Annotated in this window: 16 protein-coding genes; 7 read left to right on the top strand and 9 right to left on the bottom strand. The window is 66.1% G+C overall.

Features of this window, described 5'->3' with window-relative positions; translation table 11 throughout:
- Positions 1 to 13: 13 nt before the first annotated feature.
- From AC1PPK_RS07545 to AC1PPK_RS07560, 4 genes are read right to left on the bottom strand one after another with little or no spacing between them, the layout of a single operon-like run.
- On the bottom strand, positions 14 to 733 hold the full coding sequence (locus AC1PPK_RS07545; protein WP_481117221.1) for a response regulator transcription factor: 720 nt from the start codon (positions 731 to 733) through the stop codon (positions 14 to 16).
- The gene (locus tag AC1PPK_RS07550) at positions 730 to 2,793 is read right to left on the bottom strand and encodes a PAS-domain containing protein (RefSeq protein WP_481117222.1); all 2,064 of its coding nucleotides are present in this window, start codon (positions 2,791 to 2,793) and stop codon (positions 730 to 732) included. The genes AC1PPK_RS07545 and AC1PPK_RS07550 overlap by 4 nt, the downstream gene beginning before the upstream one ends.
- Positions 2,790 to 4,889 (bottom strand): putative bifunctional diguanylate cyclase/phosphodiesterase, encoded by a 2,100-nt coding sequence (locus AC1PPK_RS07555; RefSeq protein ID WP_481117223.1) that lies wholly within the window; start codon positions 4,887 to 4,889, stop codon positions 2,790 to 2,792. The genes AC1PPK_RS07550 and AC1PPK_RS07555 overlap by 4 nt, the downstream gene beginning before the upstream one ends.
- 32 nt (positions 4,890 to 4,921) lie before the next feature.
- Entirely contained in the window at positions 4,922 to 5,944 is a 1,023-nt protein-coding gene (locus tag AC1PPK_RS07560) for an AraC family transcriptional regulator (protein WP_481117224.1), read from the bottom strand.
- Between the two features lie 188 nt (positions 5,945 to 6,132).
- Here AC1PPK_RS07560 and icmF point away from each other — a divergent pair, with 188 nt between their 5' ends.
- On the top strand, positions 6,133 to 9,399 hold the full coding sequence (gene icmF, locus AC1PPK_RS07565) for a fused isobutyryl-CoA mutase/GTPase IcmF (protein WP_481117225.1): 3,267 nt from the start codon (positions 6,133 to 6,135) through the stop codon (positions 9,397 to 9,399).
- A 208-nt stretch (positions 9,400 to 9,607) separates the two neighbouring features.
- On the top strand, positions 9,608 to 12,877 hold the full coding sequence (locus tag AC1PPK_RS07570; protein WP_481117226.1) for a sensor domain-containing protein: 3,270 nt from the start codon (positions 9,608 to 9,610) through the stop codon (positions 12,875 to 12,877).
- A gap of 101 nt (positions 12,878 to 12,978) precedes the next feature.
- Here AC1PPK_RS07570 and AC1PPK_RS07575 read toward each other — a convergent pair whose 3' ends face one another.
- Both AC1PPK_RS07575 and AC1PPK_RS07580 read right to left on the bottom strand, forming a co-directional pair.
- Complete coding sequence (locus AC1PPK_RS07575; RefSeq protein WP_481117227.1) at positions 12,979 to 13,503, bottom strand: hypothetical protein; 525 nt, start codon at positions 13,501 to 13,503, stop codon at positions 12,979 to 12,981.
- Between the two features lie 25 nt (positions 13,504 to 13,528).
- Entirely contained in the window at positions 13,529 to 14,599 is a 1,071-nt protein-coding gene (locus AC1PPK_RS07580; protein WP_481117228.1) for an extracellular catalytic domain type 2 short-chain-length polyhydroxyalkanoate depolymerase, read from the bottom strand.
- 283 nt (positions 14,600 to 14,882) lie between these two features.
- Between AC1PPK_RS07580 and AC1PPK_RS07585 the strand changes: the two genes are divergently transcribed.
- On the top strand, positions 14,883 to 16,229 hold the full coding sequence (locus AC1PPK_RS07585; protein WP_481117229.1) for a TRAFs-binding domain-containing protein: 1,347 nt from the start codon (positions 14,883 to 14,885) through the stop codon (positions 16,227 to 16,229).
- 9 nt (positions 16,230 to 16,238) lie between these two features.
- Here the strand turns inward: AC1PPK_RS07585 and AC1PPK_RS07590 are convergent, their stop codons facing one another.
- From AC1PPK_RS07590 to AC1PPK_RS07600, 3 genes are read right to left on the bottom strand one after another with little or no spacing between them, the layout of a single operon-like run.
- On the bottom strand, positions 16,239 to 16,523 hold the full coding sequence (locus AC1PPK_RS07590) for a hypothetical protein (protein ID WP_481117230.1): 285 nt from the start codon (positions 16,521 to 16,523) through the stop codon (positions 16,239 to 16,241).
- Positions 16,524 to 16,567: 44 nt separating this feature from the next.
- Positions 16,568 to 16,957 (bottom strand): site-2 protease family protein, encoded by a 390-nt coding sequence (locus tag AC1PPK_RS07595; protein ID WP_481117231.1) that lies wholly within the window; start codon positions 16,955 to 16,957, stop codon positions 16,568 to 16,570.
- A complete protein-coding gene (locus AC1PPK_RS07600) occupies positions 16,954 to 17,898 on the bottom strand; it encodes a DUF2167 domain-containing protein (protein WP_481117232.1) in 945 nt (314 codons plus the stop codon). Before AC1PPK_RS07600 ends, AC1PPK_RS07595 begins: the two co-directional genes overlap by 4 nt.
- 64 nt (positions 17,899 to 17,962) lie before the next feature.
- Between AC1PPK_RS07600 and AC1PPK_RS07605 the strand changes: the two genes are divergently transcribed.
- From AC1PPK_RS07605 to AC1PPK_RS07620, 4 genes are all read left to right on the top strand, one after another.
- Positions 17,963 to 18,913, top strand: a complete 951-nt coding sequence (locus AC1PPK_RS07605) for a hypothetical protein (RefSeq protein ID WP_481117233.1) — start codon at positions 17,963 to 17,965, stop codon at positions 18,911 to 18,913.
- Positions 18,914 to 19,066: 153 nt separating this feature from the next.
- Entirely contained in the window at positions 19,067 to 19,390 is a 324-nt protein-coding gene (locus tag AC1PPK_RS07610; protein WP_481117234.1) for a hypothetical protein, read from the top strand.
- Between the two features lie 205 nt (positions 19,391 to 19,595).
- Positions 19,596 to 20,492, top strand: coding sequence for a tRNA nucleotidyltransferase (locus AC1PPK_RS07615; protein WP_481117235.1), 897 nt, complete (start codon positions 19,596 to 19,598; stop codon positions 20,490 to 20,492).
- A 78-nt stretch (positions 20,493 to 20,570) separates the two neighbouring features.
- Positions 20,571 to 22,199, top strand: a complete 1,629-nt coding sequence (locus AC1PPK_RS07620; protein WP_481117236.1) for a bifunctional diguanylate cyclase/phosphodiesterase — start codon at positions 20,571 to 20,573, stop codon at positions 22,197 to 22,199.
- Positions 22,200 to 22,362 lie beyond the last annotated feature (163 nt).

A 22,362-nucleotide genomic window follows, 5' to 3' on the forward strand; every position in this document is an offset into this window, starting at 1 on the left:
CTGCCGGGCGGGATCACTCCCAGTCCACGGCGGCGCACAGCAGGTAGCCGGCGCCGTACACCGTCTTGATGATCTTCGGATCCTGCGGGTCGTCCTCCAGCTTGCGGCGCAGGCGCGAGATGCGCACGTCGATGCTGCGGTCGAAGGGGTCGAGGTCGCGTTCGCCGATCAGCTGCTCGCGGGTCAGGATCTTGTTGGGGCGTTTCAGCAGGGTCTGCAGTAGTGCCGCCTCGGCGGCTGACAACGCGACCTCGCGGCCGTCGGCGGTGCTGAGGTGGAGGCGGCCGAGGTCAAAGTGCCAGCCGGCGAAGGACGCGCCGCTGTGGCCGCTGGATTCCTGCGCGGCGGCCTTCTGGTAGCGGCGCAGGATGGAACGCACGCGGGCCACCAGCTCGCGGGGCTCGAAGGGCTTGACCAGGTAGTCGTCGGCGCCCAGCTCCAGGCCCAGTACCCGGTCGGTGAGGCCGTCGCGGCCAGTCAGGATCAGGGCCGCGCAGGGGTGCTGCTCCTGCAGCTCACGCAGCACCTGCAGGCCGTCCATGTCGGGCAGGCCGAGGTCGAGGATGGCCAGCTCCGGCTGCACGCGGCGGGCGCGGGCCAGCAGCGCACGGCCGGTGCCGAAGCTCTCGCTGCGGAAACCGTATTCGGCGAGGCTGCTGGCGATCAGGCGGGCGATGTCGGCTTCGTCTTCGACGATGAAGATCAAGGGGCTGTCCTTGTCGGCGGCGGTCATGATGCCGGAGTCTCCGGATGGTCGAGGGCTGCGAGCGCCGCAGCGAGGGCGCTGCGCTCGAAGGGTTTGCGCAGGGTCGGGATGTCGGGCATGCCGGCCGGTGGTTCGCCGGTGGCATAGCCAGTGATCAGCAGGATCGGTAGCTCGGGACGCAACGCGCGGGCCTCGGCGGCCAGCTCCCGCCCGCCGAGGCCGGGCATGACGGTATCGGAGACCAGCAGCGCGATGTCCTCGACGGCCTCCAGTATTGCCTTCGCCTCAATGCCGTTGCCGGCTTCGAGGACCGGGTAGCCCAGCTCGGTGAGTTGCAGGCGGATCACCTTGCGTACCTCGGGCTCGTCCTCGACGAGCAGCACCAGGCGGTGGGCGTTCTCGGTGGCAGTGGCTGCCGGGACGGCGGGGCCGGGCGCCGGCGTCGGCGCATTGGTCATCGGCATGATGAAGCGCACGTTGGTGCCGGCGCCGGGCGTGCTGAGGACGCGGATGTTGCCGCCGGACTGGCGGATGAAGCCATACACCATGGCCAGGCCGAGGCCGCTGCCGGCGCCGAAGGCCTTGGTGGTGAAGAAGGGTTCAAAGAGGCGCGGCAGCAGCTCCGGCGGAATGCCCGAGCCGGTGTCGGAGACGTCGAACTGCACGTAGTCGCCGGGCGGGACCTCGGCCTGTTGGGCGATGTTCGGCGTAATCTGGCGCCGGCTGACGGCTATCCGCAGCTCACCGCCGTCGGGCATCGCGTCGCGGGCGTTGATGGCCAGGTTGAGCAGGGCGCTTTCCAGTTGGTGGGGGTCGACCAGCGCGTAGAGCTTGTCGGCCGGCAGGTCGAGCTGCATGTGAATGCGCTCGGTGAGGGAGCGGGACAGCAGCGAGGTCATGCCGTGAACCAGCGCGCTGACCTCTACCGGGCAGGGCTCCAGCGGTTGCTGGCGGGAGAAGGTGAGGAGGCGGCGGATCAGCTCAGTGCCGCGGCGCGCCGCCGACAGGGCCGGCTCCAGGTAGTCGTCGTAACCCTGGTGGGGCGGTAGCTTGTCGCGCAGGGTGGCCAGGTTGCCGGTGATGATGGTGAGCAGGTTGTTGAAGTCGTGGGCCAAGCCACCGGTCAGCTGGCCGACGGCCTCCATCTTCTGCGCCTGGATCAGTGCGGCCTGGCTGGCCTTCTGCTCGGTGATGTCGATGGACAGCACGAAATAGCCTTGCACGCTGCCGCTCGGCGAGACCTCGGGTACCAGTGCGCTGCGCGCATGCACCTGGCGGCCGGCCGGGTTGATGCGCGAGTACTCGTAGCTGACCTGTTCGCCAGTGGCGGCCTGCGCGATGTAGGGGCGGATCTGCGCATAGGCCTCGGCACCGAACACCTCGGCGATGCTGCGCCCGATGATTTTTGCCGGGTCGATGCCGAACCATTCGGTGTAGCCGCGGTTGGCGAAGATGTAGCGCTCGTCCGCATCCACGTAGGCGATCAGCGCCGGGATGGCGTCCATGATCAGGCGCAGGCGTTCCTCGCTGCGGGCCAACTGACCCGCCAGCGCGTCGAGGCGCGCGGTGGCCGCTTCCAGCTCCGCCGTGCGCGCGCTGACACGGGTTTCGAGGGCGGCGTTCTGGCTTTCGATGAGTTGCTCGTAACGGCGTTGCTCGGTGATGTCGGTCCACAGTGTCACGAAACCCAGGTTCGGGATCGGCACACCGCGGATCGACAGCACCTGGCCGTTGGGACGGATGCGTTCGGCCTGGTGGGGCTGGAATGAGCGTACCGAAGCCATGCGTTCGGCGACCAGGCGTTCCACGTCTGCGTCGTTGCCGCCGCGGCCGCCGAGCCCATACTCGCCACGCTGGGCGTTGAAGCGCACAAAGTCTTCGAAGGGGGTGCCGACCCGCACCATTTCTTCGGGAAAGTCGAGCAGGCGCAGCAGGGCCTTGTTCCAGGTCACCAGCTTGGGGCTGGCGTCGAATACTGCGATGGCCTGATCGAGCAAATCGAGGCCGGCCAGCAGCAGGTCGTAGCGTCGCAACTCTTCCGGTGTGGCGGGTTTGCCGGGATTGGTGGGCGGCAGGCGGGACGTCATCGACTGTGGCGGGCGATGTAGGCGAAGAAGGTGTCTTCCGGCAGGGGCGGGGAGAACAGGTAGCCCTGGCCGTAGTCGCAGCCGGCGGCGGCCAGGCGTTCTCGCTGGGCCTCGCTCTCGATGCCTTCGGCGACCACTTCGAGGTCGAGCTTGTGGGCCATCGCGATGATGGCCTCGGTGATCGCCAGGTCGCTGGGGTCGGTGGTCAGGTCGCGGACGAAGGAACGGTCGATCTTGAGGGTGTCGATGTCCATGCGCTTGAGATAGGCCATCGCCGAGTAGCCGGTGCCGAAGTCGTCGATGGAGATCTGGATGCCGGCAGCGCTGAGGCACGCCAGCTGGGCGGTGACCGACGGGTGCTCGTCGAGCAGCAGGCCCTCGGTGATTTCGATTGCGATGCTCGCGCCGGGCACGTTCCGTTCGGTGAGCTCGTCGAGCAGGACGGCGAGCGAGCGTCCCTTGGCGAACTGGCGCGGCGACGCATTGACGGTGACTTGCAGGCTGTCGGCCAGTTCGGGTGGCACCGTTGCGCGCCAGCGCGCCACCATGTCGATGGCCTCGCGGAAAACCCAGGTGCCGATGGTGTCGATCAGGCCCAGCTCCTCTGCCACCGGCACGAACTCGGCCGGCGAGACGGCGCCGCGCTGCGGATGGTGCCAGCGCAGCAAGGCTTCGGCCTTGTGAAAATGGCCGTCGGCGAGGCGCAGGATGGGCTGGTAGTGGAGGCTCAGCTGGCCCCGGTCGAGGGCGTGCCGCAGGTCCTTGCCCAGCTGCAGGCGCTGCAGCGCAGCCTCCTGCATGCGCGGCGAGAAGTAGCTGAAGCGGTTCCGGCCCTCGTCCTTGGCGTGGTACATGGCCTGATCGGCGTTTTTCAGGATGTCGGCCGGCGTCTCGGCGTCCTTCGGGAACAGGGTGATGCCGACGCTGGCCGACACGTAAGCGATGTCGTGGCCAAGCTGGAAGGGCTGAGCGAGGGTGTCGATGATGTCCTCGGCGATGCGCTCGATCGGCGCTTCGTCGGCGAGGCCGGGCAGCAGTACGGTGAATTCGTCACCGCCCTGGCGCGCCACCGTGTCGGACTCGCGCACGCAACTGACGATGCGACGGGCCGCTTCGACCAGCAGGCGGTCGCCGGCCTCATGGCCGAGGGTGTCGTTGACCTCCTTGAAGCGGTCCAGGTCGATGAACATCACCGCCACGCAGTCGTGGGTGCGGTGGGATTGTTTCATCAGCTCGGCCAGGCGGTCGTTGAGCAGGCGGCGGTTTGGCAGGCCGGTGAGCGGGTCGTAGTTGGCCTGCATCCAGATCAGGGCTTCGGTCTGCTTGCGGTCAGTGATGTCGGTGATTACGCCGACCAGGCCGCCGAGGCTGCCGTCCGACTTGAAATAGGTGGCCTTGTTGAAGATGACGTCCCGGTTACGGCCGTCCGCTGACGAGACCAGCGCCTCGTAGGTCTGCACGCCGGGGTGGTCGAACAAGGCCTGGTCGGCCTCGTGGTAGCGGGCGGCCAGTTCCGGCGGGGAGATCTCGAATACCGAGCGGCCAACGAGCTCATGCCGCTGCTTGCCGAGAAAGGCTTCGAAGGCCTTGTTGCAGCCCACGTAGCGGGCGTGTTCGTCCTTGAAGAACAGCGGGCTGGGGATCGCCTCGATGAGCTGGCCGATGAAGTGCAGTTGCTCGCGGGCGGTACGCTCCGCGGCACAGCGGGCGGTGATGTCCACCAACATGCCGATGATGGCCGGACGGCCGTCGAATTCGGTGCGGTTGCCGAACACCTCCAGCTCGATCTGGCTACCATCCTTGCGTCGGCCACGGAAGGTGTAGTGGGCGGTATCGGCGCCATGGTGGAGGCGCCGCGAGATGGCTTCGCTGACCTTGCAGCGGTCTTCCGGCATGATCAGCGCGATGGGCCCCAGGCGGCCGCAGATTTCTGCCTGCGTGTAGCCGAACATCTCGGCGAAGCGCGGATTGGCGTAGCGGAACAGATTGTCCTGGATGATGTAGATGCCGATCAGCGCATTGCGGATGAGGGTGGGCAGCAACTCGTCCGCTTCGCGCAGCAGCTCTTCGGTCAGGGGTTCGTAAACGCGAGGCATGAAAAGGGAATGTTCTGGGCCGACCTGCCATTCTAGGCTTTGTCGTCGCAGTTGACCGCTTCGTCGTGGGCCAGCTGGCGCCGGTAGCGTTCCGGCGACATGCCGGTCCATCCGGTGAAAGCCCGATAGAAAGCCGAGGTGTCGGCGTAGCCGAGGTCGGCGGCGACCTGGGCGATGGACTGGCGGGTCTTGGTCAAGCGCGACAGGGCCAGGTCCCGGCGCAGCGCTTCCTTGATACCTCGGAAGCTGGAGCCTTCTTCTTCCAGGCGACGGTGCAGCGTGCGCGGCGACATGTGCAGGCGACCGGCCACGTCGTCCTGGGACAGGCTGACCGGCAGCGCATGGCGGATCAGGTCGCGGACCCGCGTGACGGTGTTGCGGTCGCGCCGGTAGAGCATGCTGATGCGTCCCGGCGCACCATCCAGGAAGGCCGCCAGCGCGGCCTCGTCGCGGCGGATCGGCAGATCGAGGAGGGTGGCGTTGAAGCGCGCCACCAGCCGTGTGCCGGTCACGAAGGCGGAACGTTCCGTGTAAACCAGCGCGTAGTCGTCGGCATGGGCGGGGCGGGCGAAAGGGAAATCCACCGCGTCGAGGGCCAGCCCGCGTCCGACTAGCCAGCACGACAGGCTGTGCAGCAGGCGCAGCAGCCATTCGAAGGCGAAGACCCGGGCCGGGTCGTCCGGCGTGGCGGCCACCGGCATGACCTCGCTGATGTGCAGTTCTGCGCGGTTTTCCTGGCGCTGCACGCCGACCGTCAGGTCGGGCAGCACGATGGACAGGAAGCGGCGTGCCCGGTCGAGGGCGTCGGCCAGCGTCGGCGCGCCGAGCATGCCGCGGCACAGGAACTCGAAGCTGCCCGGCCGCATCGGCGTGGAGAACAGGCCAAAGGCTTCGTCCTGCAGTTCGCCGATCACCAGGTTGTACAGCGTGGCGTAGCGGTCTACCGGAACGCGACTGGCTGCGTCTGCAAGATTGATGTCGAGGCCGGCGAGCAGCAGCTCTGCGTCGATGTTGCGACGCAGCATACCGGACAGCATGCCACTCACGAAACCCATTGAAACAGTGGCACGTTTACGGGACTGGCTGGTGCTCAAGCGGGTTTCGACTCCCTGGCGTACGTTAGAAAAGGCTCAAATGCAGCTTGGCGGATTTTGCACGAATCCCGTCGACAACGGCAATGGCGGAGGGCGCCGCCCGCTTCTACCATGAACGCATCGATAAACATGATGTGGGGGAGATAACCATGACCGACCTGAGCGTTGCCAACAAGCTCGTCGCTTACAAGCCCAAGAACAAGGTGCGTTTCGTCACCGCGGCGGCACTGTTCGATGGCCACGATGCGTCGATCAACATCATGCGGCGGATTCTTCAATCCACCGGTTCCGAGGTGATCCACCTCGGTCACAATCGCTCGGTGGGCGAGATCGTCAATGCCGCGCTCCAGGAAGACGTGCAGGGCATTGCGATCACGTCCTACCAGGGCGGCCACGTGGAATTCTTCAAGTACATGATCGACCTGCTGCGCGAGAACGGCGGCGAGAATATCAAGGTCTTCGGCGGCGGTGGCGGCGTGATCGTGCCGGCCGAGATCAAGGAACTCCACGACTACGGCGTGACCCGTATCTACTCGCCGGAAGACGGCGCCATCCTCGGCCTGCAGGGCATGATCAACGACGTCGTCGAACGCTGCGACCAGGACTTGAGCCATGCCGGCCCGCAGGGTGCCGAGGCCGTCATCGCCGCGCTGCAGTCCGGCGACCGCCGCGCCCTCTCGAAGGTCATCACCGGCCTCGAGAATGGCGCCTATCCGGACGCCGTGAAGGCCGCGCTGATCGAGGCCGCCAAGGATCTCAAGGTGCCGGCCCTCGGCATCACCGGCACTGGCGGCGCCGGCAAGTCCAGCCTCACCGACGAGCTGGTGCGCCGCTTCCGCCTCGACCAGGACGACCAGGTCAAGCTGGCCATCGTCTCCATCGACCCGTCGCGCAAGCGCACCGGCGGCGCGCTGCTCGGCGACCGCATCCGCATGAACGCCATCGAGCACCCGAACATCTTCATGCGTTCGCTGGCCACCCGCGACACCGGCAAGGAAGTGTCCGCCGCGCTGCCCGAAGTGATCGCCGCCACCCGCCTGGCCGGCTTCGACCTGATCATCGTCGAGACCTCCGGCATCGGCCAGGGCGATGCGGCCATCGTTCCCTTCGTCGATGTGTCCCTGTACGTGATGACCCCCGAGTTCGGCGCCGCCAGCCAGCTCGAGAAGATCGACATGCTCGACTTCGCCGACTTCGTGGCGATCAACAAGTTCGACCGCAAGGGCGCCGAGGACGCGCTGCGCGACGTGCGCAAGCAGTACCAGCGCAACCGCGAGCTGTTCTCCACTCCGACCGATGAAATGCCGGTGTTCGGCACGATGGCGGCCCGCTTCAACGACGACGGCGTCACCGCGCTGTACCAGGCCATCGCCCCGCTGCTGACCACCAAGGGTCTCAAACTGGCCGCGCCCAAGCTGCCGCTGGTGAGCGTCAAGGCTTCCAGCCGCGGCCGTGCCATCGTGCCGGCCGAGCGCGCCCGCTACCTGGCCGAGATCGCTGACTCCGTGCGCGGCTACCACCAGCACACCGCTGAACAGGCCAGGGTGGCCCGCGAGCGCCAGGCCCTGCGCATCTCCAAGCAGCTCTTCGAAGGCTGCAAGAAGGACGCGGGGAGCTTCGATGAGCTCATCGAGTGGAAGGACGGCGAACTGAGCGGCACCTCCAAGAAGCTCCTCGACATGTGGCCGAAGACCGTCGAGCTGTACGCTGCCGACGAATACGTGGTGAAGATCCGCGACAAGGAGATCCGCACCGCGCTGACTTCCGAGTCTCTGTCCGGCACAAAGATCCGCAAGGTGTCCCTGCCGCGCTTCGAGGACGACGGCGAGACCCTCAAGTTCCTGATGAAGGAAAACGTCCCCGGCTCCTTCCCCTACACCGCTGGCGTGTTTGCCTTCAAGCGCGAGGGCGAGGACCCGACCCGGATGTTCGCAGGCGAAGGCGACGCCTTCCGTACCAACCGCCGCTTCAAGAAGGTCTCCGAAGGCATGCCGGCGCATCGCCTCTCCACCGCCTTCGACTCCGTGACGCTGTACGGTTGCGACCCGGATCCGCGTCCGGACATCTACGGCAAGATCGGCAACTCCGGCGTGTCCATCGCCACGCTGGACGACATGAAGGTGCTGTACGACGGTTTCGATCTGGTCAACCCGACCACCTCCGTGTCGATGACCATCAACGGCCCGGCACCGATCATCCTGGCGATGTTCTTCAACACCGCGCTGGCCCAGCAGCTCGACAAGTTCAAGGCGCAGAACGGCCGTGAGCCGACCGAAGACGAAGCCGAGAAGATCCGCGAATGGGTGCTGTCCTCCGTGCGCGGCACCGTGCAGGCCGACATCCTGAAGGAAGACCAGGGCCAGAACACCTGCATCTTCAGCACCGAGTTCGCGCTGAAGATGATGGGCGACATCCAGGAGTTTTTCGTCCATAACAAGGTGCAGAACTTCTACTCGGTGTCGATCTCCGGCTACCACATCGCCGAGGCGGGCGCGAACCCGATCAGCCAGCTGGCCTTCACGCTGTCCAACGGCTTCACCTACGTGGAAAGCTACCTGGCCCGCGGCATGCACATCGACGACTTTGCGCCGAATCTGTCCTTCTTCTTCAGCAACGGCATGGACCCGGAATACTCGGTGATCGGCCGCGTCGCCCGCCGCATCTGGGCCGTGGCGATGAAGAACAAGTACGGCGCCAACGAGCGCAGCCAGAAGCTGAAGTACCACGTCCAGACCTCCGGCCGCTCGCTGCACGCCCAGGAAATGGACTTCAATGACATCCGCACCACGCTGCAGGCGCTGATCGCCATCTACGACAACTGCAACTCGCTGCACACCAACGCCTACGACGAGGCGATCACCACGCCGACCGAGGAATCGGTGCGCCGCGCGATGGCAATCCAGCTGATCATCAACCGCGAATGGGGCCTCGCCAAGAACGAAAACCCCAACCAGGGCGCCTTCATCATCGACGAGCTGACCGACCTGGTCGAAGAGGCGGTGCTCAAGGAGTTCGAAGCCATCAGCTCCCGCGGCGGCGTGCTCGGCGCGATGGAAACCGGCTTCCAGCGCGGCAAGATCCAGGAAGAGTCGCTGTACTACGAGCACAAGAAGCACGACGGCACCTACCCGATCATCGGCGTGAATACCTTCCTCAACCCGAAGGGCATGGCCCAGCAGGAAATCGAGCTGGCCCGTTCCTCCGAGGACGAAAAGCAGAGCCAGCTCCAGCGCCTGGCCGACTTCCAGGCCCGCAACGCCGACGAATCGCCCAAGTGGCTGGCCAAGCTCAAGCAGACCGTCATTGAGAACGGCAACGTCTTTGCGGTACTGGTGGAAGCGGTGAAGTACTGCTCCCTCGGCCAGATCACCGGCGCCCTGTATCAGGTGGGCGGCCAGTACCGCCGCAGCATGTAAGGCTTACAAGAAGACCTCTCGGCAAGAGGGGAACAGCAGGAAAAAGCGGCGCCGATCGGCGCCGCTTTTTCTTTGGGAGAAGGGCCGGGGCAGGTGCGCCGGTGTGACCGATTGCAGGGGCGGCTCGCGGCGCCGCTTGCCTGATGTGTGGAATAGGCACGAAGATCAGGGCCGAGAACCATTATGGGCATTCGGGCACAAGGGCAGAATGACGAACGAAAAACTCATCGGCGACGGCCTTTGCCAGCAGCGGGACTTCCTGCGCCAGGTGATCGACAGCTGCCCGAACATGATTTTCGTGAAGGACCGCGACGGCATCTTTCTGCTCGCCAATGCCGCGCTGGCGGCGGCTTACGGCCTGGGGGCGGCGGATGTCGAAGGGCGCAGCAATGCCTATTTCCATCCCAATGCCGAGGAACTGGAGGCCTTCCTGCGCGACGACCGCGAAGTGATCGACCAGCGGCGGGGCAAGCTGATCGTCGCCGAGCCGGTGTCCTTCTTCGACGGTTCGGTGCATTGGTTCAGCACCACCAAGACGCCGTTGATCGAGGACGACGGGCGCTGCGACAAGGTCCTTGGCATCTGTACCGACATCAGCGATCTCAAGGAAGCGCAGGAGGCGCTGGCGTATAGCCAGGAGCTGTTGAACTCGATCATCGACAACACCACCGCGGTGATCTTCGTGAAGGACCGCGACGGCCGTTACCTGTTGGTCAATCAGCGTTATTGCGACCTGCACCACGTCACCAACGACAGCCTGCGCGGCCGTACCGATTTCGACCTGTTCCCGCCCGAAGTCGCCGAGGCGGTGCGCGCGGCCGACCTGACGGTGCTGGAGAACGGCGAGGCGCGCGAGTTCGAGGAGCTCGTGCCGATGGACGACGGCATCCACACGATGCTGTCGCTGAAAGTGCCACTGCGCGATGGCGCCGGCCGGATCTATGCCGTTTGCGGCATCGCCACCGACATCACCGAACGCAAGCTCGCCGAGGCGGCCCTCGGCGCCTTCAACCAGCGCCTCGAGCAGAGCGTCGAGGAGCGCACCCACAAGCTGCACGAGACCAAGGAACAACTGCGCGAGGCGCTGGCGCTCAACGAGAACATCCTCGCGACGTCGGCGGTCGGCGTGCTCGCCTATCGCCAGGACGGGCAGTGCGTGCTGGCCAACCCGGCCGTCGTGCAGTTGACCGGCGGTACGCGGGAGCAACTGCTGGGGCAGAACTTTCACTACATCCCATCATGGCACGAGGGCGGACTGTATGAGTTGGTTACCCGGGTGCAGGCCGAAGGGCGCCGGCTCGAAACGGAGTCGCGCTTCACCAGTACCTTCGGGAAGGAGGTATGGGTCCGCGCGCAGTGCTCGCCCTTCGTGAGTTGCGGCGAGGCCCATCTGCTGCTGATGCTGCAGGACATCACCGAGCCGCGCCATGCGGCGAAGGCGCTGGCCGAACGGGAGCGGGCCTTCCGCTCCCTGGCCGACAACGTGCCGGACAATATCGCGCGCTGGGACTGCGAGGGGCGGATCATTTACCTGAACCGTTCGCTGGAAAAGACCCTGGGTCTTGTTGCCGCCGACGTACTGGGCCGCTCCCCGCAGGTCTTGTGGCCGGATGGGCGTTTCGACGCGCTGCTCGCGGCCGTGCGCGAGGTGGCCCGCAGTGGCGAGAGCCGCGATTTCGATCTGGCTTTCCCGGGGCTGGATGGGCTGCCACGCTACCACATGATCAGCATGGTGCCGGAGCGGGCGCCGGACGAGCGCGTCGTCAGCGTGCTCGGCGTCGGTCGCGACATGACCGACCAGAAGCGGACTGAAGAGCAATTACGCCTCGCGGCGAGCGTCTTTCACAACTCCGCCGAGGGGGTGATGATCACCGATGCGCAAAGCATCATCCTGTCGGTCAATCCGGCCTTCGGCAAGATCACTGGCTACAGCGCCGCCGAGGTGCTCGGGCGGCAGCCCAGCCTGCTGCGCTCGGAGCACCACGACGCCGGCTTCTATCGCGAAATGTGGCGCCGGCTGCACGACGAGGCGCACTGGCAGGGCGAAGTCTGGAACCGCAACAAGGGCGGCGAAGCCTACCTGCAATGGACGACGATCAACCGTATCGACGACGACGACGGCCAGCCGGTGCGCTACGTGGCGGTCTTCCATGACGTCACCGACATGCACCGCAAGGATGAGCGGATCCAGCACCTGGCCTTCCACGACGCGCTGACCGGCCTGCCCAACCGGGCGCTGATCCTCGAGCGCCTGCAGCACGCGATCCACCGCAGCCAGCGTGAGGCGCGCCGTCTGTCGGTGACCTTCATCGATCTCGACCGCTTCAAGAGCGTCAACGACGGCCTCGGCCACGACGTCGGTGACCTGCTGCTGCAGGAAGTCGCGCGGCGCATCCAGGGCCGCCTGCGGGCGATGGACACCGTGGCCCGGCTCGGCGGTGATGAATTCGTGGTGCTGATGGAAGACCTCGACGAGACGCGCCACTGTGCCAGCCTGGCCGGGCAGCTGATTGCCGAGATCAGCCGTCCGATGCAGTTGCGCGGCCATAGCGTGGAAATCGGCGCGTCTATGGGCATGGCCTTCTTCCCAGAGGACGGCGACGATCCGCACGAGCTGATGAAGCGCGCTGATATGGCGATGTATGCCGCCAAGGCCGCCGGGCGCAATACCTATCGCTTCTTCCAGGAGGACATGCTCGTCCGCACCAGCCACCGCCTGAACATGGAAATGGACCTGCGTCGGGCGGTTGCCGGTGGCCAGCTGGTGCTGCATTACCAGCCCAAGGTATCGCTTGGCTCCGGGGAGGTGGTCGGCGTCGAGGCCCTGGTGCGCTGGCGCCATCCGGATCACGGCCTGCTGGCGCCGGCCGAGTTCATCCCGGTGGCCGAGGAAAGCGGTCTGATCGTTGCCCTCGGCGACTGGGTGCTCGACGAAGCCTGCCGCCAGGCCGCCTGCTGGCAGCACGAGGGCTGGCGTCTGCCGATCGCCGTCAATGTATCGGCCCGCCAGCTCGACAGCGGTGACCTGGCCGAGCGTATCGCGGCCTTGGTGCGGCGGCACGGCATCGCGCCGGCCGATCTCGAAATCGAACTGACCGAAAGCACGGTGATGGCCAACCCGGCCAGCACCGCCATTCTCCTCGGCCGCCTGCGGGGGCTCGGCGTGAGCGTTGCGGTGGATGATTTCGGTACCGGTTATTCCAGTCTCGTCCACCTGCGGCGCCTGCCGCTCGATGTGCTGAAGATCGACCGCTCTTTCGTGGCGGCCGCGGACCGGAACGCCGAGGATGCGGAGATCGTGCGCACCATCATCGCCCTCGGCCAGACCCTGGGCCTGGGCCTGATCGCCGAAGGCATCGAGAACGAACAGCAGGCCGCGTTGTTGAAAGCGCTGGGCTGCGGCGTTGCGCAGGGCTATTTCTACTCGCCGCCGCTGAGCGCGGCCGATCTCGCCACCTGGCTGCGCTGCCGCACCTGAGGTGTCGAGGCTGCGGGGTAGCCGGCGGAGGCACCAGTCAATGGCCGCCGCTCTTTCTGGGGCGCACCGCATGGGATGCGCGTCCGTTTACCTCTGTGGCTTCAGTTTTTTTCCACTGTCTGAGCGATCAGATAGCCGAAATCGATCTGGGCATTCTCGACCAATTCGGTGACGGCGCTCACCTGGCCCATCAGCAACGCGGAAAACTGGGCGTACAGGTTGTATTCCTGGGCGATCAACTTGGAGGCCGTATTCACCTGCCGGATCTCTCCGGCCTCCTGGGCGATGCTCTCCAGCCCTTCGAGCCATTGGGTCTGCAGGCCGGACAGGCGTTCAAGGAAGGCTCTCTGGAAGGCGAACAGGTCGTAATAGACCCCGACGTCCTGACTGAGCTTGACGGCTGCCGGCAGTACGCTCTGCAGGTTTCTCAGCTGGCGCAGGGCCACGCCGCCGAGGGCTTGCCGGATGTGTTCTGCATGGTTGCCCAGCACGAATGCCGGTACGGGGTGGCCGTCGGTGCCGACGGTGGGGACGATGAACTTGCGGATCATGTCGGCCTGGAGGTGATGCAGGGTCTGCAACTGGTCGACCGGTGCATGGGCGAACTGGGTCAGGGCTTGCAGCATGGTGGTGTCCTTTGCGGAGGTTCGTTCAAGGGGTGCCCAGGCGCTGCAGCATGCCGTGGATGGCCCGGATCTGGATGGCCTGCTGGGAGTAGTAGTCGGGCTCGCTGGCGCTGGTGCTGGTGTAACCCCACCAGTCCCAGCAACCTTCGGGGTTTTGTGTCGCACCGTTGTCGGTGCCCTGGGCCTGGGGGTAGAGGATGATCAGATCGTTGGCGTCGGCCAGCTCGTTGTAACCGGTGGTGGTGAAGTAGCGGTTGCCGTAGGGCAGGCCGTTTTCCAGGTCGGGACGGCCGTTGACGTAGTTCACGTAGGCGTAACCCTGCTTGCAGCCGTGCAGGGCGATATGCACGCGGGCCGGAGCGCCTTCCTCCACGGCCTTGGGCACATAGGCGTAGCCGTAGTCGCTCATGCTGGCCCGGGACTCTCCATTGAAGAACTCGCGTTGGTCGAAGCGGATGATGCGGCCGGACAGGCGCTCGCTGGGGGGATTGAGCGGGCCGTAGATGTGTTCGAGGATCCGCCAGCTTTGAACGAAGTCGCCCTGGTTGATGTAAGGCGGCCGGTTGGCGGCGAGAGGGTTGTCCTCGGGATTGGTGGTGATGATCGAGTGGCCGGCGGGTACGCCGCTTTCGTAGCGGATGTTGTCGGGAGCGACACCCAGGTGTTCGTAGAAGCGGCGGGTGGTGTCCACCACGGTGGAATTGACGACTGTGTCGCGGCTGCCGGTGAAGATATAGACCCTGTCGTTGGCCAGGTGGGACACCGGGTCGATCTCGCCCTTGTCGGCGCAGGCCTTGGCGTTGCGCGCCAGCCGGGCTGGATCGGGGGCGGTCTGGGGGATCAGCGGATTCATGCAGATCGAGACTGCATTGAGGATTGCCGAGTCTTCCGCGATGGCTGCCGCGCGGTAGGTTTCGGCGCAGCGGAAGGGGCCGCCGGCGATGACGCCGGCGCCGACGAAGGTGGACGAGTGGGCCAGATGGAGCTGGACCGTCATGAAGGCGCCGGACGACAAGCCAGAAACGGAGCTCTGGCTGAGGTCCACGTTCTTGAAACCGGGCAGGGGAGGTGCTTTTGGCGATGAAGCGATCGACATGGGAACTCCTCGGAAAGAAACTGGGGGGGACGATGCGGCGGCGACACTTCCTGTTTGCGGGCTAGGTCGTTTGCATACATTACACGATGCTTCGAACCGGCAGGATGTGTTTTGTGCAATGCCGCATTTCGTTTCTGCCTGAAATGGGTTGTGGAGGGAGGCCCGGATTACGGTCGGGTTCTGCGACACTCAGGCCAAGCCCGTGGCCCGAGTGGCGTGCTTGCCTATTATGGCGGTATCGTATTGCTTTTGCATTGAAGTCGCCCGGCATCAAGGAGATGTGATGAGACCGCTGTGCTTTGTGTTGATCCCCCTTGGCAGGAAGACCCTCCCGTCTGGACGGACGGTGGATTTCGAAGCCGTCTATAGCATGCTGATCCGGCCCGCGATCGAGGCGGCTGGCATGGAGCCCCTGCGGGCCGAAGAGGAGGCCGTCGGCGGAGTGATCCACAAGGCGGCGCACGAACGCCTGATCCTGTGCGACTTCGCGGTAGCCGACCTGACCTTGGCCGGCCCAAACGTCTTCTACGAGTTGGGCCTGCGTCACGGCATGCGGCCGGCGACGACGGTGACGCTGTTCGGCGACACGGGCGCCTTGCCCTTCGACGTGGCGCCGCTGCATACGCTCCGCTATGAGCTGGCGGCCGGCGGCGTGCCGGCCGATCCGACCGCTGCCGCTGCGGCGCTGACCCATGTCCTCGACGAGGCGCGGCGCGGCCGGGACGAGCCACGTCGCGACAGCCGGGTGTTCCAGCTGCTGGAGGACCATGTGGCGCCGGACATCGCCCGCCTCAAGACCGACGTCTTCCGCGACCAGGTGTGCTATGCCCTGGAGGCCCGCAACACGCTGGCGGCGGCGCGGAGTGCCGGCAAGGATGCCGTGCAGGCGGCGGCGCGGACCCTCGGCGATTTGTCCGATGCCGAGGCTGGCGTGGTGGTCGACCTGTTGCTCTCCTACCGGGCGGTCAGCGACTGGCAGGGCATGGTGGCGCTGGTGGGGGACATGGCCAAGCCGCTGGCCCGGAGCACGCTGGTACGCGAGCAGTACGGTTTTGCCCTCAATCGCCTGGGCCGCAGGGACGAAGCGGAGGCCATCTTCCTGGAACTGATCGCCCGCCGTGGTCCGAGCAGCGAAACCAATAGTTTGCTAGGGCGCGTTTACAAGGACCGCTGGGACGCCGAAACGAAGGCCGGCAACGCAAAGGCCGCCTGCGGCTGGCTGGGCAAGGCCATCGACGCGTATCTGCAGGGCTTCGAAGCCGATTGGCGCGACGCCTTTCCGGGCATCAACGCGGTGACGCTGATGGAGCTGGCCAACCCGCCGGACCCGCGGCGCGTCGAACTGTTGCCGGTGGTCACCTACGCGGTGAAGCGGCGCGTTGCCAGCGGCGTACCGGATTACTGGGATTTCGCCACGCTGGTCGAGCTGGCCGTGCTGGCCCGTGACGAGGCCGCAGCGCAGGCCGCAATCGGTAGCGCACTGGCTGCAGTGCGTGAGAACTGGGAGCCGGAAAGCACCGCCCGCAACCTGGCGCTGATCCGCGCGGCACGGGCAGTGAGGGGCGAGGCGCCGGCCTGGGGCGACAACATTGAGCAGGCCCTGCGCGCCCGCGCGACGCCGGCGACCTGAGGTTGGCGTTCAGTACTGGGTGCGCAGGCTGCCCAGCATCTCGTGCACGTCGTAGGTCATCACCGCCAGGTAGGCCAGCAGGCCCAGGTACAGCACGGCGTATTCGAAGCGCTTGCCCGGCGGCGTGTCGTAATAGCCGGGGGCCTCCTCTCCGTCGCCGCGGAAGGCCTTCAGCATGTGGGGCGCGGCGAGGATGGCGATGAGGATCAGCATTGGGCTCGGTCGCCACAGGAACAGGCCGACCAGCGCCGGCGCGCCGAGCATCCAGAACTTGCGCGACACCACGCCGGTCATGCGGCCGCCGTCCAGCGGCGGTACCGGGATCAGGTTGAACAGGTTCAGGAAGAAGCCGGAATAGCTGATTGCCAGCAGCAGCGTGCTGTCTTCCGAGCGGGCCAGGAAGTAGCAGGCGAGAGCCGCGACGGTGCCCGCCAGCGGGGGCCGGCCATCGCCACATAGGCCTCGGTCTCGGCGTTCATCGGCTGTTCCTTGAGGTTGATCCACGCGCCGACGAAGGGGATGAAGGTCGGCGCGCCCACATTGAGGCCGCGCTGGCGGGCGGCGATGTAGTGGCCCATCTCGTGGCAGAACAGCAGCACGATGAAGCCGGCGGCGTAGCGCCAGCCCCAGATCAGTGCATAGACGCCGAGGGACAGCAGCATGGTGCCGCCGGTGGTCAGCAGCTTGCCGAACTTGGCGCCGCTGAGGAGGAGCAGGAGCAGCTTCACGCGCCGTCCTTCTTGCCGAACAGCTTGCGCACGCCGGCGCCGAGGCCGACGACGGCCAGCGCGCCGGCCTTCCAGAACTTGGCCAGGAAGATGCCGAGGGATGCCAGCAGGCCCAGCTTCTTCGCCGCGATACCGCCGACCAGTGCGGCGAGGCCGTATTCGGCGACCTTGTCGGTGGATGAGTTGAAGTCGGCGTAGCGCTTGCCGTCGTTGAATTCGAGGGCCGCCAGCAGTTCGCGGGCGGTGGGCTTTTCCTGGTCGACGCGGGCCAGATCGGTGATGAGGTTCATCGAGAAATAGCCCTCCCGACCGAGCACGTAAGTGTTGTAGTTCACCCCGTCCTCGCCGGCCTGGGCGTCCTTGCGGCGGGTGATCGCCGACCACACCAGGCGGTGGGTGGCAGCGTCGTAGCTGGGGGCTTCCACCCAGCCGATCACGCTGAACTCGGGAACACCGAGCTTGCGGCGCTCCTCGTTCGCTGCCTCGGTGCCTTCCTTCAGGTTGTCGAGCAGCTTGGCGGCGTCCCAGTCCTTGGCGTCCTCGTCCTTCACGTAGCCGGCGGCTTCGTATTCTAGGGCCAGGAAGCCTTCCAGCTTGTCGCTGACGATCAGGCCGTAGAAGCCGGGGCCGGTGTGGCTGCCCTGGGCGGCCAGCAGCGCCGCCGCTTCGGCTTGGGGGATGAAGCCGTAGCCGGCCGGCAGGTGCAGCTTGCCCTGCTCGCCCAGCAGAATGTCCCGCGGGCCTGGCTGGACGGCGGCGAGGGCGCTCTGCGCCGCCGCTTCGAAGCGGGCGCGGCCATCGGTGACAGGGGCGTCGGCGGCCTGGGACAGGAGGCAGGGCAGACACAGGGCCAGCAATGTCAGCCAGCGGAGGAGTCGGTTCTTCATCGGATCGGGAGGAATGTTGTTTGCATCGGCGGCGCGGATGATAGCGCGGAACACCGGCTGTCGATCTATCCTGAAAAAGATGGGGCGCAGTCCTTGCTGACATGGAGTGGAAGGTCTCATGCACAAGAAGAAGCGGAGTCCGTTTCGTGCGGGCGTGCCGGAAGCCTGGTTGCGGCGCGGCATGCGCCTGCCCTTCATCATGGCTTCCATCCTGTGCTCGCTGGCACATGCTGGCAGCGACATGGAGACGCCGGCGGCCAAGAAGGCGGCCGGGCTGCGCAAGCCCGGTGTGGATATCCAGGTGCAGGGCGGTGGCTGGGGTAGTGCCCGTAAGGAAGCCATCGAAACGGTGCTCAACGAGGTGGCGGACGAGTTGCTGGCGAACCTGCCGGGCCGCCTCGCGGTGCCCATCGTCGTCACCCATACCGATGGGCCGCCAGTGGCGCTGTACGGCCGCGGGACGCAGGGCGAATACCGGATTCACCTGCATGCGCGCGGCGACAACTGGCACCTGTATGCCTACGAATTCGCCCACGAGCTGTGCCATGTGCTGTCCAACTACGACGAGAACGTGGCTCCGGGCACCGTGTCGAGCCGTTCCAACCAGTGGTTCGAGGAAACCCTGTGCGAGACGGCGTCGCTGTTCACCCTCAAGCGCCTCGCACTGCGCTGGGAGAGCGCGCCGCCAGGCCCCGAGTGGGTGGGTGAGGCCGCCACGTTGCGCCGCTTCTTCGACCTGCTGATCTCCGAAGGGCACCGCCAGCTGCCGCCGAACGCGCCATTGGCCGGCTGGTTGCATGACAACGAGGAGGCCCTGCGCAACAACCCCTATCTGCGTGACAAGAACGAGGTGCTGGCCAATCTGCTGCTGCCCCTGTTCGACGGCAATCCTGAGAACTGGCAGGCCCTGGCCTACCTCAACCTCGACCCGGCCGATGCGCGCAGCAGCCTGCGTGCCTACCTGACCCACTGGTACCGGAACGCCCCGCAGGAGCATCGCGCCCTGGTGGGGGATGTGCTGGCCATGCTGGAATTGGGGGATACCCTCGCCCCGGAAACTCCCCGCTGATTGAGGGCGAGCGGTTGTTCTTATCCGACTGTTTTCATCGACTAATATGGAGTTGTGCACACCACCGCCCACGGGCCACGCGCTCCCCAGCGGTGGCGCACTGTTCGCTTTCTTGCCTTTTTTCCGGGGAGGATCACCACAACGGAGGGCAAAATGAAATCCAATCACTGGATCAAGATCGGCGCCGGCCTTCTGGCCGGAAGTGTCCTCGTGCTGATTCCGCTGGCTACCGCCCAGGCGGCCGACCTCAATGACAGCCTCAGGGAACTAACCGACAGCAGCTCGATGGGAACCATGCACAGCCCGGACTCCAGCAAGGGAATGGAGTCGCGGTCCTACGGTGCTGATGAGTGGTACGGGGCCCAGGGCCCGGTGCGTACCGACATGGACAAGGAACGGATGGGGATGACCTCCGCGCCGCCGCCGTCCATCTGGGACGAACTCCGCAAGCAGCTCGGTCCCATCGGTAGCGAATAACCATCTGCATGTTTGCGATGCCACCCTTGTGCTGCGGGGTGGCGTTCGCCTGCGCCCGCCGGGCCATTGGGTCCTCTTCTTGCTTCAAGCTCCCGCAAGTCTTTCCAAACACCCGCATGATCCTGTCGTGATGGGTTTTTGGGCGTGCCCACGACACATTCGTCCGGCATCTGTCGCAAACCCGTCATTCCTCGCGAGACCGTCCATGAGCTTTCAACTGCCCCGTAGCCCCATCGCGCCCCTGCTGGTGAGTCCGGCCGTCAATCTGCTGCGCATCGCGGCGGCGGCGGCCAGCCAGGACGGCGAGGTGGACCGGGAGACGGTGGCCCTGATGCGCCGCCAGGTCGCCGAGGGCCTGCTTGCCGACCTCGATCCCGCGCTGGCCTGGGCTGAACTGGCGAGTGGACTGATGAGCGACGCGCCGTCGCGGATGCTGTGGGTGCTGAAGGAGTGCCGGGCGCTGCAGGTATTGCTGCCGGAGCTGGACGCCCTGTTCGGCATGCCTCAGAGCGCCGATGACCCGCCGACCGTGGATATCGGCGAGCACCAGTTCCGCGTGGTGGACGAGGCTGCGCGGCGCCAGGCGCCGCTGGCGGTGCGCTTTGCCGCGCTGCTTTACAACGTCGGCAAATCCGATTCGCCGCCGGAGCACCTGCCGGCCCATTACCGCCACATGGAGCGTGGCCGGCCGCGTATCGAAGCGATTGCCGGACGCTTCAGCGTGCCGGCCGAATTCCAGGATCTGGCCGTACTGGCGCTGCTGGAGGTGGAGCGCGTGCATCGCGCTGCGGAGATGCGGGCCGGCTCCATCGCGGCCATGCTCGAGCGCGTCGATGCCTTCGGGCAGCCGCAGCGCTTCGAATGGTTGATGCTGCTGTGCACCTGCGATTTCCGGGCCTATCCCGGACGGGCGACGCGTCCTTATCCGAAGGCCGCGATGCTGGCGGCGGCGCTGGATGCCTGCAAGGTTCTCGACGAGGCGGCTGTCCTGGCCGAGCATGAAGATGATCCCACCGGGGCCGCTGATGCCCTGCTGGAAGCCCGGGCGACGGCTGTGGCCCGGGCCTTGCGCTCCGAGCGCTGGGCCGAGCACGCCGACTAGCCCGGTGACTACGGTTTATCCGTGAAAGGATGACTTTCGTCAGGGGGATCTGTCATCGCCTTCGGCTACCATAGACCGATGGCTCTCAAGCGCATCTCCAACAGTCTCGTCACCCGCCTGGTGCTGTTCGGCATGCTGCTGGTCGTCGGTGGTGGCGTCGCACGCTACGTGATGCAGACCCGCTACCTGCGCGAAGACCTGACCCAGCTGGTCTCGGCCCAGCAGATGGCGCTGGCCGACGAGGTGGCGCGGGAGGTCGATTACAAGATCCGCGAGCGGCGCCGCTTCATCGAGCAGCTGGCGGCCACCTTTCCGCTGGATCTGCTCGGTCAGCCGTCCCGGCTGGAGGCCTGGCTGGCGGAGCGGCATCGATTGAATCCGTTGTTCAACCTGGGGCTGCTGGTGATTGCCACCGATGGCCATGTAATCGTCGATTTCCCGCGGGTATCCGGCCGGCGCGGCGCTTCGACGGCCGGCAATCCGGGTTTCCTGCGGGCCGTGCATGGCGAGGCCGGCGTCGGTGCTCCACTGTTCGGCACCTTCACCAAGCAACCGGTGCTGCCGGTTGGGGTGCCGCTGAAGGATGGGCGTGGCCGGGTCCAGGCGGTGCTGGTGGGTGTCACCGCGCTGACAGCGCCGGACTTCCTCGATCGCATCAACCAGGGGCGGATCGGAGAAACCGGCGGCTTCCTGCTGATCTCCCCGGCCGACAAGCTGTTCGTCGCCGCCAGCGATCCGGACCTGCTGCTCAAGCCGACGCCCTCGCCCGGCGTCAATCTGCTGCATGATCGGGCGATGGCCGGTTTTCGCGGCAGCGGTGTGACGATGAATGCCAAGGGGGTCGAGGAGCTGTCGGCGATGGCCAGCGTGCCGAGTACCGGCTGGTTCGTCGTGGCTCGCCTGCCGACGGCCGAGGCCTTTGCACCGATCCGCCGGATCAAGGACAACGTGGTTCGTTACAGCGTCGCTGCGATGGCTATCGTGCTGCTGGCCGCCGGCCTGTTTATGCGGGTCACGCTGCGTCCGCTGTATCGGGCCGCGCACTTGGCCGAGCGTATGACCCAGGATGAGATCCCGCTCAAGCCTTTGCCGGTAGTGCGGGACGACGAGGTAGGCCATCTCACCAAGGCCTTCAACCGCCTGCTCGACAAGCTGGCTGGCAGCCAGGCCGAACTACGTCGCATGGCCCACCATGATGGCCTGACCGGCCTGCCCAACCGCATGTTGCTCGACGACCGCATGCGCCAGGCTCTCGCCCGCGCCAGCCGCCACGGTACGCAGGTGGCGGCGCTGTTCCTTGATCTGGACGGCTTCAAGCCGATCAACGACAGGCTTGGGCATGAAGCCGGTGACCTTGCGCTGGTGGAGGTGGCCCAGCGCCTGTCGGCAGTGCTGCGTCAGAGCGATACGCTGGCCCGCGTTGGCGGAGATGAGTTCGTGATGCTCGCCGCTGACCTGGGAGAGGACGCCGAGGTCGGGGCCGCGGCGCTGGCTACACGTTGCATCGAGGCCCTGTCCTTGCCGCTGATCATCAAAGGCGGCCCGTGCCGGCTCGGCGTGTCCGTCGGCATCGCCATCAGCGGCGGGGCGAGCACACCTGAGGCCATGCTGCTGGCGGCCGACCAGGCCATGTACATGGCCAAGGAGCAGGGGCGCGGTCGTTATGTCATCGCGCCCGAGGCCGAAGGGCTCGCCATCCTGGCTTGACCCGGCGCGCCTCCCGCGGGCGCCGGCACAATTCCGTACATTTGAAAAACAGTTGGGCAAACTTGCTTTGCCAGACTGCCCCCGGGAATAAACGACCACTCGCTGCCACCGGCGGAGCCCTTGGGCGACGCGGTAGAAGCGGCGGGGGACGACATCGAGACAA

The organism is Zoogloea sp. JDB1, from assembly GCF_056724025.1.

Coding starts and splice junctions, on each gene's coding strand:
- AC1PPK_RS07545 (WP_481117221.1), bottom strand. CDS start 733: ATGACCGCCGCCGACAAGGACAGCCCCTTGATCTTCATCGTCGAAGAC.
- AC1PPK_RS07550 (WP_481117222.1), bottom strand. CDS start 2,793: ATGACGTCCCGCCTGCCGCCCACCAATCCCGGCAAACCCGCCACACCG.
- AC1PPK_RS07555 (WP_481117223.1), bottom strand. CDS start 4,889: ATGCCTCGCGTTTACGAACCCCTGACCGAAGAGCTGCTGCGCGAAGCG.
- AC1PPK_RS07560 (WP_481117224.1), bottom strand. CDS start 5,944: ATGGGTTTCGTGAGTGGCATGCTGTCCGGTATGCTGCGTCGCAACATC.
- icmF (WP_481117225.1), top strand. CDS start 6,133: ATGACCGACCTGAGCGTTGCCAACAAGCTCGTCGCTTACAAGCCCAAG.
- AC1PPK_RS07570 (WP_481117226.1), top strand. CDS start 9,608: ATGACGAACGAAAAACTCATCGGCGACGGCCTTTGCCAGCAGCGGGAC.
- AC1PPK_RS07575 (WP_481117227.1), bottom strand. CDS start 13,503: ATGCTGCAAGCCCTGACCCAGTTCGCCCATGCACCGGTCGACCAGTTG.
- AC1PPK_RS07580 (WP_481117228.1), bottom strand. CDS start 14,599: ATGTCGATCGCTTCATCGCCAAAAGCACCTCCCCTGCCCGGTTTCAAG.
- AC1PPK_RS07585 (WP_481117229.1), top strand. CDS start 14,883: ATGAGACCGCTGTGCTTTGTGTTGATCCCCCTTGGCAGGAAGACCCTC.
- AC1PPK_RS07590 (WP_481117230.1), bottom strand. CDS start 16,523: ATGACCGGCGTGGTGTCGCGCAAGTTCTGGATGCTCGGCGCGCCGGCG.
- AC1PPK_RS07605 (WP_481117233.1), top strand. CDS start 17,963: ATGCACAAGAAGAAGCGGAGTCCGTTTCGTGCGGGCGTGCCGGAAGCC.
- AC1PPK_RS07610 (WP_481117234.1), top strand. CDS start 19,067: ATGAAATCCAATCACTGGATCAAGATCGGCGCCGGCCTTCTGGCCGGA.
- AC1PPK_RS07615 (WP_481117235.1), top strand. CDS start 19,596: ATGAGCTTTCAACTGCCCCGTAGCCCCATCGCGCCCCTGCTGGTGAGT.
- AC1PPK_RS07620 (WP_481117236.1), top strand. CDS start 20,571: ATGGCTCTCAAGCGCATCTCCAACAGTCTCGTCACCCGCCTGGTGCTG.